Origin of the sequence: Rhodococcus sp. P-2 (assembly GCF_016598535.1) — a bacterium.
GTDB lineage: Bacteria > Actinomycetota > Actinomycetes > Mycobacteriales > Mycobacteriaceae > Rhodococcus_F > Rhodococcus_F baikonurensis.
In genome coordinates this window covers 1,028,881-1,041,378 of sequence record NZ_CP066779.1, presented here as the reverse complement: position 1 = coordinate 1,041,378, position 12,498 = coordinate 1,028,881, and the positions used below count along the sequence as shown (strand labels likewise).

Below are 12,498 nucleotides of genomic sequence, written 5' to 3'. Positions count from 1 at the left end.
GAGCCCTTCGCTGGGCTGCGGAGACCCAGGGGTGTCCGCTGACATGCTGGAGCCGCAGAGGCGGCACGTGAGTAGGAGAAATCGATGGCCTTCGCTGGCAACGTGGACGAATTGGCGCTGCTTCAAGCAGTACGTCTCAAGGAGCGGGTCGGAGCGGTGGTCCTGGCCGAGCACTTGGGCGTCAGCGCAGCGTCCGGTCAAGCTGCGTACGACGCACTTGTCGAGCAGGGCAAAGCGGTCGAATCGGACGACGCCATCAGCCTGACCGAGAAGGGCTTGTCAGAACTCGAAGATCAGTTGGACGCTGAGCGGGTCTCGATCGACGAGGACTCCATCGGTGAGGTGTACGAGGCGTTCCTTCCCTTGGACGCCGAGTTCGTCGCACTCGTCGACGGCGCAGACGCGGATTCCCTTGCAGAGCTGGATCGCCGGGCGGCAAACCTGTTCGACGATCTGTCGGCTTTCGTTCCGCGGTTGTCTCGCTACCAGGATCTCTTCTCGGACGCTCTCGCGAAAGTTCAAGCGGGGGAGTCCAAGTGGATTTCGGAACCGATCATCGACTCCTATGCCACGGTGTGGGGGGAGATCCGTCAGGAGCTGTTCGGGGCTGCCGGTAAGGCTTGATCCGTAGCGTTCTACCCTGACGCCGTTCACAATGGGCCGTCCGATTCGTGAGAACGAATCGGACGGCCTGTGGCATGTCAGCGGCCGTGAAACTCGTTACCATTGCATACAAGTCGTGACTCAGATCACTTTCACCCCCTTTCGGGGGTAGTGCGGGGGTGAGCCACATCACTACCTTTCCTCTTATCGACGGTGATGCCCACAGGGCGACACCACGGGACCACGGAGGAATCGAGTGACCACAGTCTCTCCCACGGGCGGCACCAGTGCCGCCGGCGCCGGGGGTGCGAGTGCCGCAGGTGCGACGCAACCCCCGCAGAACACCACCAGTGTGCGGCGCGTCGCGATCGCGAGCTGCATCGGCACGACCATCGAGTTCTACGACTTCTTCATCTACGGAACCGCTGCGGCACTTGTCTTTCCGACGGTATTCTTCCCCGCGCTCGGTGCCACCGCGGGAACCGTCGCATCGTTTGCGACCTTCGCAGTCGCATTCATCGCGCGGCCCGTCGGCGCAATGCTGTTCGGACACTTCGGTGATCGCATCGGTCGCAAGAAGACTCTGATCTCGACGCTCCTGCTCATGGGTATCTCGACGCTCCTGATCGGCTTGCTGCCCGGTGCGGCAACCATCGGTGTTGCGGCTCCGATCATCCTGGTGCTCTTGCGATTCGGCCAAGGCTTCGCGGTCGGTGGCGAATGGGCGGGCGCAACTCTGCTCACCGCGGAATACGCCCCACCGGGCAAACGTGGTCTGTATGCGATGTTCCCGCAGCTCGGCCCCGCAATCGCTTTCGTTCTCTCGAGCAGTACCTTCCTCATCACCGGCGCTGTTCTCGGCGATACCAATCAGGCCTTCCTCGACTACGGCTGGCGTATCCCGTTCCTGTTCTCCATCGTGTTGGTCGGCATCGGCCTCTACATGCGACTCGCTATCGAGGAGACCCCGGTCTTCAAGGCGGAGCAGGCAGAGCGCGTCGCCGAGCAGAAGAACGAAGCACCTCGCACCCTCCCGTTCCTGGATGCCTGGCGATTCCAGACCAAGGAAATCCTGCTCTCGGCCGGCGCCCTCGCTTGCCTGTTCGCGTTCTTCTACATGGGCACGGCGTTCCTCACGAGCTACGGAACCAAGACCCTCGGCTTCTCCCGCCCGTTCGTCCTGTCGGTCGGTATCGCGTCGGCCTTCGTCTTCGGTGCGGCGATCATCGCCTCCGCCTTGTACTCGGACCGCATCGGGCGTCGCAAGGTCATCATGATCTCGTGTGGTCTCGCTGTGGTGTGGGCGCTCGTTCTGTTCCCGCTCCTGGACACCGGAACACCGATCGCGTTCATCCTCGGAATGTTCGGCACGCTGATGATCTTCGGAATCGCGTACGGCCCCTGCGGTGCGCTGCTTCCGGAAATGTTCCAGACCCGCTACCGCTACACCGGTGCAGGCCTCGGCTACAACCTCGCCGGAGTGCTCGGTGGTGCAGTGCCGCCGCTGATCGCCGCACCGCTGGCCTCGGCCTACGGGAGTATGGCCATCGGAATCATGCTGGCAATCCTCGGTGTGGTGAGTCTGGTCTGCACCTGGGCGCTCGTCGAAACCAAGGACCACGCGCTGTAACCACTGTGCGCCCTTATTAACCGCCGGCGGTTAATAAAGGCGCACAGCAGTCGGGTGGGGTGTCCGGACTTCGAACAGTTACGGCCACCCCGCACCGGGAAGTATGTCGTGCATCACACCGAATCGAGTAAATTCGTAGATGAGAGGGTCCGCTGCGGCGGCCCCTCTCATAGGTGCCTGAACAGGCAACCGGAGAGGACAGAACACATGAGTACGCCGCTGCCCAGCTATACGTCCGGAGTATGGGACGGTCCGATGCTGGGCGACACCATCGGAGACAACCTGGATCGCACGGTTGCCGCGCACGGTGACCGTGATGCGTTGATCGACCATGCCAGCGGTCGACGATGGACGTACCGAGAGTTCGCCGAACAGGTGAACGGGCTCGCTGCCGGACTCCTTTCCCGTGGTGTGGGGAAGGGTGATCGGGTGGGGATCTGGGCTCCCAACTGTCCGGAGTGGACGTTCACGCAGTACGCGACGGCAAAGATCGGGGCGATCCTGGTCAACATCAACCCGGCATACCGCTCGCACGAGTTGCAGTACGTGCTCGAGCAGGCCGGAATCTCGACCCTGGTCTCGGCGGCCAGCTTCAAGACCTCGGACTACGCGTCGATGATCGAGACAGTGCGGCCGCAGTGCCCGGATCTGACTTCGGTGCTCCTGCTCGGCTCACCCGAGTGGGACGCCGTGCTTGCAGACGGGTTGGCGGCGCAGGCAAGCGATCCGGCTCCGCTCGCAGCTGCCCAGGCCGCGCTGTCGGCGGACGATGCGATCAACATCCAATACACCTCGGGCACTACCGGTTTCCCGAAGGGTGCGACGCTCAGCCACCACAACATTCTCAACAACGGCTACTTCGTCGGCGAGTTGTGCCACTACAGCGAAATCGATCGGGTGTGCATCCCGGTGCCGTTCTACCACTGCTTCGGCATGGTGATGGGCAATCTTGCGTGCACCAGTCACGGTGCTGCCATGGTCATTCCGGGCCCGGCATTCGATCCGCGCGCTTCGCTCGAAGCCGTCCAGGCCGAAAAGTGCACATCTCTCTACGGCGTTCCGACGATGTTCATCGCAGAGCTGGCTTTGCCGGACTTCGAGAGCTTCGATCTGTCGTCCCTTCGTACCGGCATCATGGCGGGTTCGCCCTGCCCGGTAGAGGTGATGAAGCAGGTCATCGATCGGATGGGCATGGCAGAGGTGTCCATCTGCTACGGCATGACGGAGACGTCGCCGGTGTCGCTGCAGACTCGCTCCGACGATTCGATCGCGCAACGCACCGAAACGGTCGGGCGGGTGGGGCCGCACCTCGAGATCAAGATCGTCGATCCGGCAACAGGATTGACGGTGCCGCGCGGCGAACCTGGTGAGCTGTGCACGCGTGGGTACTCGGTCATGCTCGGATACTGGGAGAACCCGGAGAAGACCGCAGAGGCGATCGACGCTGCCAGGTGGATGCACACCGGAGACATCGGAGTTATGGACGAGGCCGGGTACGTCGCCATCACCGGACGCATCAAGGACATGGTCATTCGCGGTGGTGAGAACGTCTATCCGCGTGAGATCGAGGAGTTCCTCTACACCCACCCCGACATTCTCGACGCCCAGGTCATCGGTGTGCCCGACGCAAAGTACGGCGAGGAATTGATGGTGTGGGTCCAGATGCGCGAAGGTGCAGACGATCTGGACGCCGATTCGGTACGTGCCTTCTGCACCGGCAAACTTGCGCACTACAAGATTCCACGGTACGTCCATGTCGTGGACGAGTTCCCGATGACAGTCACGGGCAAGGTTCGCAAGATCGCAATGCGAGAACAGGCGATCGAATTGATCGGTCAGGCCTGAGAGTATGTCCGCGAACCCAGGGGAGCGTGAGCCGGTACGCCCCGAGATCGCGCTCTCCTGGAAGCGCTCTCGACTCAGTGGCCTCGATCCGTCGTCGGCAATCGCCGTGGACACCGAGGAGCAGGACGGCGAGTCTCGTCTACTCCGGGCCGCCGCACCCGTGCTCGACGAGGTGTCGCAACAGATCGCGGGCACCGGGTTCTGTGTGCTGCTGGCCGATCGGGATTGCCGAGTGGTGGCCTCGGTGTACTCCGACAGCCGCGTCGAGCGGACGATCGAGCGGTTGGGTGTTGTCAACGGTTCACGCTTCGGTGAAGAGCACGCCGGCACCAATGCGCTCGGGACGCCGCTCGAGGTCGGACGAAGTGTCGTGATCCACGGTGACGAGCATTTTCTCGACAGCCTCAAGGGATTGAGTTGCTACGGCCAGCCGATCCTGCATCCCGTCACACGTCGCGTCGAAGGCATTCTCGACATGACCGGCGTTGTCTCGCAGGCTAACCCACTGTTCGCGCCCTTCCTTGCGCGTGCGGCAGCAGACATCGAGAAACGGCTGCTCGAAGGCTCCAAAGCGTCGGAGCAGCGGTTGGTCGACGCGTTTCAGCGAGTGTCACATCAACGCCACATTGCCGTCGCGGCCATCGGTGACGACATCCTGCTGAGCAACCGAACCGCCTTGGATCTGCTCGACACCGCCGACCACGTATCGCTGCGTTCCTTGATTGCCGACCTCAACCCGGACCAATCACGATTGGTGACAGTCGAATTGGCGTCCGGTGCGCTGGCGCGAGTTCAAGCCGACCGGATTTCCGGCGCCGACGGCGGTGCGCTCTTCCTGGTCGAACCGCTCCAGCGGGAACGGGCACCGATCCGCCGAACACACGAGCGTGCACCGTCTCCGGGCGAGCGTCTGCGCCGAGACCTGTTGCGAGCGCGCGCGGGTTCTGCCGCCGTGGCAATCTCGGGTGAAGCGGGTTCCGGCCGAACCTCGGCAGCATCGGACGTCGTCGGCAGCGTTGATGCGAGTTGGCTCGACGCCACGCGAATCGCATTTGACGGCCGTGAGCAATGGGTCACCGATCTCGTGCGAGCCGCTCGTAAGCGTTCGGGCGTCGTGGTGATCGAACAGGTCCAACTCCTTCCGGACTCGGTGTTGCCGCTTGTTGCAGACCTGATCGATGCTAGCGCCGAGGGGCCGAGGATCGTACTGACCAGCGGCGCGGTCGTGGATCTACCGCCGGCAATCGCGTCGCTCATCTCGCGTTGTGCCTCCAGAATTGCCATCAGCCCACTGCGCGAGAGACAAGCCGAGATCGCCGAGTTGGCGCAGGCGATGTTGGAGGGGATCTCGCCCGAACTGAGGTTGACCGCCAGCGCCGCCGAAGCGCTCGCGGCGGCCAGCTGGCCGGGCAATCTGGCCGAATTGCGCGTCGTACTCCATCGCGCCTCGGGCGATCGCTCGAGCAATCGCATCGACGTCGCAGATCTGCCCGAGGACTATCGCACCACCACCAAGGTGTCGCGGTTGGCCGGGCGGGAGAAGGCCGAGCGTCAGGCGATCATCGGAGCGTTGAAAGACTGCGGCGGCAACAAGGTTCACGCGTCGGCACAGCTCGGAATCAGCCGAAGCACTCTCTACACACGCATGCGGGCTCTCGATATCACTGTGTAATTTTCTGTCCGATTCCAGTTGTACAAAGTTCGGACAGTTAGCACCCCTGGAAGCGCGGAAGTATGGCGTGCATCACATTCGCACCTCACTACTTCAGGGGAGTTTCCGATGACGGCAGTAGCCGAACACACCATCAGTTCCGCGGTACAGGGTTTCCTGAACGGATCGAAGAAGCTCTACATCGGCGGCGAATTCGTCGACGCCGCTTCGGGGCAGACCTTCGCGACGTACAACCCGGCTGACGGACAGAAGCTCGCAGACGTGGCGCACGGGCAAGCCGAAGACATCGACCGCGCGGTGCGCGCCGCTCGCACAGCCTTCGAAGACGGCCCCTGGTCACGTATGAAGGCAAACGAGCGCGAGCGGATGATCTGGCGTGTCGGCGACATTCTCACCGCCCGCGCCGAAGAATTCGGCCAGCTCGAAGCTCTCGACAACGGCAAGTCCGTTGCCATCGCCACTGCCGTCGACGTTGCATGGGCCGCAGACGTTTTCCGCTACTACGCTGGCTGGGCCACCAAGATCGAAGGCAGCACCGTCAACGTGTCGATGCCCTTCTCTCCGGGAGGCGAGTTCCACGCCTACACACTCCGTGAGGCAATCGGCGTCTGCGGACTGATCGTGCCGTGGAACTTCCCGCTGCTGATGTCGTCGTGGAAACTCGCCCCCGCTCTCGCTGCCGGCAACACGGTGATCCTCAAGCCCGCCGAGCAGACCCCGCTCACCGCGCTCCTTCTCGCAGAGGTCTTCGAAGAAGCCGGCTTCCCGCCGGGCGTCGTCAACATCGTTCCCGGTTTCGGCGATGCTGGTGCTGCACTGTCCGGCCACGACGACGTGGACAAGGTTGCGTTCACCGGTTCCACCGAGGTGGGCAAGAAGATCGTGGACGCCGCCAAGGGCAATCTGAAGAAGGTCACGCTCGAACTCGGTGGCAAGAGCCCCAATATCGTGTTCGCCGACGCGGATTTCGATTCCGCAGTGGAGGGTTCGCTCAACGCCTGGCTGTTCAACCACGGACAGTGCTGCGTTGCGGGCACACGCCTGTACGTCGAGGACACCATCTTCGAGAAGTTCACCGAGGCTGTCGCCCACGCAGCGAGCCAGGTCAAGATCGGACCCGGTCTCGATCCCACCACCCAGCTCGGACCGCTGGTCTCGCAGGAGCAGTTCGACAAGGTGACCGGCTACCTGCGTGAGGGAATCGCCGACGGCGCACGCGCACTCACCGGCGGTAATCGCTGGGGCGATCAGGGCTACTTCGTCGAGCCCACCGTCTTCGTCGACGTCAAGCCCGAATTCTCCATCGTTCAGGAGGAGATTTTCGGACCCGTCGTGGCGGCGCTGCCGTTCAACGCGGACGACGGACCGATCACTGCCGCAAACGATTCCATCTACGGCCTTGCCGCCGGCATCTGGACCCGGGACATTTCCAAGGCCCACCGCACGGCAAAGCGTCTGAAGGCCGGCTCGGTGTGGATCAATCAGTACAACGGATTCGACACCGCAATGCCCTTCGGCGGATACAAGCAGTCGGGTTGGGGTCGTGAGCTCGGCGCTTCCGCCATCGATCTCTACACCCAGACCAAGGCCGTCAACATCGCCCTCTGACCGACCCCACGCTCATTCTCTCGTCCGACAATCAAGGAGATCACCAGTGAAGACCAAAGCTGCTGTACTGCTCGAGCCCGGAAAGCCTTTCGAGATCATGGAACTCGACCTCGACGGCCCGGGCGTGGGTGAGGTACTGATCAAGTACACCGCTGCCGGACTGTGCCATTCGGATCTGCACCTGACCGACGGTGATCTCCCGCCGCGTTACCCGATCGTCGGCGGACATGAAGGCTCGGGCATCATCGAAGAGGTCGGACCCGGCGTCACGAAGGTCAAGCCGGGCGACCACGTCGTGTGCAGCTTCATTCCCAACTGCGGCACCTGTCGCTACTGCTCGACCGGTCGCCAGAACCTGTGCGACATGGGTGCCACCATCCTCGAAGGTTCCATGACGGACGGGTCCTTCCGTTTCCACGGCAACGGAATGGATTTCGGCGGAATGTGCATGCTCGGAACGTTCTCCGAGCGAGCGACCATTTCCCAGCACTCGGTAGTCAAGATCGACGACTGGCTTCCGTTGGAGACTGCAGTGGTGGTCGGCTGCGGCGTGCCGTCGGGTTGGGGAACGGCCGTCAACGCCGGTAACCTCCGCGCCGGCGACACTGCGGTGATCTACGGCATCGGTGGCCTCGGCATCAACGCCGTTCAGGGCGCCGTTTCGGCAGGCTGCAAGTACGTCGTGGTGGTCGACCCGGTTGCGCTCAAGCGTGAGACCGCACTCAAGTTCGGTGCCACGCATGCCTTTGCGGATGCCGAGAGCGCTGCTGCCAAGGTAAACGAGCTGACCTGGGGACAGGGCGCCGACGCCGCGCTCATCCTTGTCGGCACCGTCGACGAGGACGTGGTCAGTGCAGCGACTGCAGTGATCGGCAAGGGCGGCACCGTGGTGATCACAGGTCTCGCCGATCCGGCCAAGCTGACCGTTCACGTGTCGGGAACCGATCTGACGCTGAATCAGAAGACGATCAAGGGCACGCTGTTCGGATCCATGAATCCGCAGTACGACATCGTGCGTCTGCTCCGTCTCTACGATGCGGGACAGCTCAAGCTCGACGAACTGATCACCAATACCTACAACCTTGAAGACGTCAACCAGGGCTACCAGGATCTGCGTGACGGCAAGAACATCCGTGGCGTGATCATTCACGACAAGTAGGACACCTGCTGTGCGCCTTTATTAACCGCGGGCGGTTAATAAAGGCGCACAGCGCTATTTCTTGGCTTTCGACAAAATCTGCATCAACTGAAGTAGTGCCGAGAACTTCGCGAACACCGAACGCGAGACCACCGGGCCGAAAGCCGCAGTGTCGGTTGCGTCGAACGCGTCGAGTAGATCGCGGAAGCTTTCGACCTGCTTCACCATCGCGTCGAGATCGACGTGCGTGACGGCGCCGGCATCACGCAGAGCGAGTAGGTACTGCGGCGCCGTCACCAAGGCGACTGTCGGTATCTTCCGCTCGAACAGTGGTTCACCCTCACCGAAGTGAATGACCGGTCCTGGCGCCACGATTCGGCGATCGCCCGCTCCGATGTCGCGCCACAGTGGTGCAACGATGTCGTGTACTTCCCGACTTGTTGCGTAAAGCAGTTCCGGCTCCGGACTGGTCTCCAAGGCATAGCTGCCGGTCGAGGTGTCCCCGGTATCGCCCAGTGCACCGAGGTGTTCGATCGCGATCCCGGCCACTGCTCGCGCCTGACCGGCTTCGCCCTTCCACATCTCGGGGTGCGCTTCGAGCCAGGTGGACGTTGCCTGCCCGTGCTTGGACACCGCCGGAATTCGAAGGTGGCCGGTCGCCAGGACGAAAACGTACGACCGTCGATGCGGCTGCGCGACGGCGTGCCGCGCCAAAGCCAACATTCCCAGATGCCCGTTCTCCTCGACGCCGTTGGTTCCGTCGCTGTGAGTGATGAGCAGAATTGTCTCTTCCGGTGATGTCCCCGGGGATACCGCCCACACGGTGTCGGTCCGGGTGCCTGGATGCAGAGTTGCATCCAGAACCAGAGTCGCCCGCTGGCCGGAACGCGCTGCAGCGACAACCTTCCTGCCCTCGTCACCGGCCACCCAGACGGCGGGGATGTCGTGGTACGGCTGCGTGAACGGAAGATATTGTCCCAGCGCGTTGTCCGGAGCAATGTCTCGCCACACTGCGATCACGCCGAGCACTCCGGCCTTGCGAGCCTTGTCGAGTTTCGGGCCCAGAAGAGTTGCGGAGAGAACCGGATTTCGAAGAGTCTCGTCGGTGGCGATCGGACCCCACTCGCTGACCAGGAGCTTGCGGGGAAGATCGATGTGCGGGACCTCGATCACTGCGATCGCGCCTTTGGCCGCGGACCATTTGGGGCGTCGCGCGCTGACGTAGACCAGGGGAGCGGAGATTCCCTGTGGTCCGGTCAATCCGGAGTAGGGGAATGCGGACGAAACGTTGATCGGCCCCGTCGGCAATTCGATGCGAAGTCCGTCAGATGTCGCCGGTAGATCCCAACGTTCGAAAGTGTGTGAATCACGCCGGACTTCGAGGCCCAGTTCGGTCAGTTCGTTCGCGACTTCTTCCACCACCGCGTGGTGTGCAGGCGATCCCGTCAATCGTGGGCCGAGCGCGTCGAGTCGCCGTTGGCCGGCAAGGAGGTGATCGCGATCGACGGCCTGGCCGTGATTCATGGGATTGCCTTTCGTACTGCGTGACGTCTGCTCTGGTGAGGCGCCTGCCCGTGTCGTGTCCACGGTACCGAGCGGTCTGAAAAGGAGAAGGAGAGCGCGCCGGATATGCCGTTTTCGCAGATATACCGGGTGCCAACGGGCCGATCGGTCCGTACCGTATGACCTTGGCACCGAAAGACCCCGTGTTCTTCGGACAGACCAGTCCACGGCGAGAGAGGCCTACGTTGGCTACGTATCTTTACAGGTTGGGGAAGTTCGCTTTCCGCCACAAGTATCTTGTGGTGGCCGCGTGGATTATCGTGATCGCGGTGGTGGGGGGCGCTATCAGCGCCACAAATCCGACGTTCTCCAAGGAATTCAATCTTCCGGGCACCGATTCACAGCGTGCGACCGAGTTGATGAACGAGAACTTTGCAGCTGCAGCGGAGCAGCAAACTCAGGCGTCGACCAGCATCCTCATCGCGGCAGACGACGGACTTGCCGCACACAGCGATCAGATCGACCAGTTGATCGCGCAGGCGAAGACGTTGCCGGACATCGTCGATCCCGAGAAGATCGTCAATCCGGTCACTCTCGCGGAGGCCAATCCAGCGGTGGCGTCAGCCGTTCTCGGCGACAACGGCAAGGTCGGGCTGATCCAGCTCAATCAGTCGATTCGCATCGAGGATCAGACGCAGGCCAACAAGACTGCGTTTCTCGATTTGATGGCAAAATTCCGCTCCGGTGGCCTGCAAGTCGAAGGAACCGGTTCGATGATGCAGGTGCAGGCCGCGGGCGGCCTGTCGGAGATGCTCGGCTTCGCGGTGGCGTTCATCGTGATGATCGTGGCGTTCGGCGCCCTCATCGCGGCCTTCATTCCGTTGTTCACTGCAATTCTGGGAATTGCGCTGGCCACTCTGACGGTCACACTCGGCTCGGGCTTCTTCGACATCAACGAAGGCGTCACGGGAATCGTCACGATGATCGGCATCGCAGTCTCGATCGACTATGCGTTGTTCATCGTGTCGCGCTACCGCAGTGAGCTCAACCTGGGCGGAACCAGGGAAGCGGCAGCCGGGCGGGCAGTAGGTACTGCCGGTTCGTCTGTCGTATTCGCAGGCCTGACAGTGGTGGTTGCGCTGGCAGCCCTGGCGGTGGTCGGGGTTCCGATGATCACGCAGATGGGAATCTCGGCAGCGGTTGCCGTCATCATCGCTGTGCTCGGCGCAATCACATTGATCCCAGCGGTTCTGGGTATCTTCGGTCGGTTCGCGTTCTCGCCTCGTATCCCCGGGCTGCGCCACGGTGACGAGCCCGAGACGATGGAATCCAACGGGCATCGCTGGGCCAAGATAGTCACCAAGTACCCGTGGCCGATCGCGGGTGCTGCGCTGGTCCTCCTGGTGATCGCGGCTATTCCGATGACGAAGCTCGAACTCGGACTCTCGTTCACTCAGGACGAAGAGCGACCGGCACTTGCCCTGCTGCAGCGTGGGTTCGGTGAAGGCGTCAACGGCGAATTGTTCGTCGTGCTCGACGCTCCGGACGGTACCGACATCACCGCGATTGCCGAAGGCACTGTCGCGCACATCAAGGGCCTCGACAACGTCGCAACGCCGGATCAGTTGATGTGGGTCGGAAACGGACCCGACGCGGCAAACCCGATGGCGGGCGCCAACTCTGCGCTCATCGCGGTCACCCCACAGATGTCGCCGAGCGGTCCCGAAACCCACGAGCTGATGAATCAGATCCGGGATTACGGATCGACGGTGAAGTCGGAAGGCGCAGAACTCGGTGTAGCGGGTCAAACCGCGATCGTTGCCGACATGTCGTCGAAGCTCAGTTCCGCGCTCATCCCGTATCTCATCGTGGTGGTCGGGCTGGCGTTCATCATCATGATGGTCGTCTTCCGCTCGATCTTGGTGCCGCTGACCGCAACTCTCGGATTCCTGTTCTCCGTCTGCGCGACCTTCGGCGCCACGGTGGCCATTTTCCAGGAGGGCGACTTCGGGCTGATCGAGCACACACAACCCATCATCTCGTTCCTGCCGATTTTCATGATCGGTGTGGTGTTCGGGTTGGCGATGGACTATCAAGTGTTCCTCGTGACGAGAATGCGCGAGGAATACGTGCACGGATTGTCGGCCAAGGACGCCATCATCTCCGGCTACACCCATGGCGCCCGAGTGGTTGCGTCGGCGGCCATCATCATGATCTCCGTCTTCGGTGCATTCATGCTGTCCTCGGAGACGACAAGCAAGATGATGGGCTTCGGCCTCGCGGCGGCAGTCTTCTTCGACGCCTTCATCATCCGCATGATCGTGATTCCTGCGGTCATGTCGATCCTCGGTGATTCGGCGTGGAAGTTGCCCGCGTGGCTCGACAAGATCCTGCCGAACGTCGACATCGAGGGTGAAGCGATTCGGCGAATTCCGATCGAGCAGGATCCGGATTCCGATCCAGACCCGAATCAGGTGCCTGTGAGGGTGTAAGCACTCA

At 62.2% G+C, this 12,498-nt stretch carries 8 protein-coding genes; 7 read left to right on the top strand and 1 reads right to left on the bottom strand.

Going from position 1 to position 12,498, the window contains the following annotated elements:
* Positions 1–84: 84 nt before the first annotated feature.
* The 6 genes from I7X09_RS04765 to I7X09_RS04740 all read left to right on the top strand — a co-directional run bounded on the left by I7X09_RS04765 (position 85) and on the right by I7X09_RS04740 (position 8,517).
* On the top strand, positions 85–624 hold the full coding sequence (locus I7X09_RS04765; protein ID WP_166811284.1) for a hypothetical protein: 540 nt from the start codon (positions 85–87) through the stop codon (positions 622–624).
* 331 nt (positions 625–955) lie between these two features.
* Positions 956–2,233 carry an MFS transporter gene (locus I7X09_RS04760; protein ID WP_200317673.1) on the top strand — a complete coding sequence of 426 codons (1,278 nt, stop codon included), beginning with the start codon at positions 956–958 and terminating at the stop codon, positions 2,231–2,233.
* 207 nt (positions 2,234–2,440) lie between these two features.
* A complete protein-coding gene (locus tag I7X09_RS04755) occupies positions 2,441–4,078 on the top strand; it encodes an AMP-binding protein (protein WP_200315848.1) in 1,638 nt (545 codons plus the stop codon).
* Positions 4,079–4,082: 4 nt separating this feature from the next.
* On the top strand, positions 4,083–5,750 hold the full coding sequence (locus I7X09_RS04750; protein WP_200315846.1) for a sigma-54-dependent Fis family transcriptional regulator: 1,668 nt from the start codon (positions 4,083–4,085) through the stop codon (positions 5,748–5,750).
* A 108-nt stretch (positions 5,751–5,858) separates the two neighbouring features.
* Positions 5,859–7,358, top strand: a complete 1,500-nt coding sequence (locus tag I7X09_RS04745; protein ID WP_095970285.1) for an aldehyde dehydrogenase family protein — start codon at positions 5,859–5,861, stop codon at positions 7,356–7,358.
* 46 nt (positions 7,359–7,404) lie between these two features.
* Positions 7,405–8,517 carry an NDMA-dependent alcohol dehydrogenase gene (locus tag I7X09_RS04740; protein WP_200315844.1) on the top strand — a complete coding sequence of 371 codons (1,113 nt, stop codon included), beginning with the start codon at positions 7,405–7,407 and terminating at the stop codon, positions 8,515–8,517.
* A 54-nt stretch (positions 8,518–8,571) separates the two neighbouring features.
* On the opposite strand, the gene I7X09_RS04735 is transcribed toward I7X09_RS04740, so the two are convergent.
* Positions 8,572–10,020, bottom strand: a complete 1,449-nt coding sequence (locus I7X09_RS04735; protein ID WP_200315835.1) for a hypothetical protein — start codon at positions 10,018–10,020, stop codon at positions 8,572–8,574.
* Positions 10,021–10,244: 224 nt separating this feature from the next.
* Between I7X09_RS04735 and I7X09_RS04730 the strand changes: the two genes are divergently transcribed.
* Positions 10,245–12,491, top strand: coding sequence for an MMPL family transporter (locus I7X09_RS04730; RefSeq protein ID WP_200317672.1), 2,247 nt, complete (start codon positions 10,245–10,247; stop codon positions 12,489–12,491).
* The last annotated feature ends 7 nt before the right edge of the window (positions 12,492–12,498 follow it).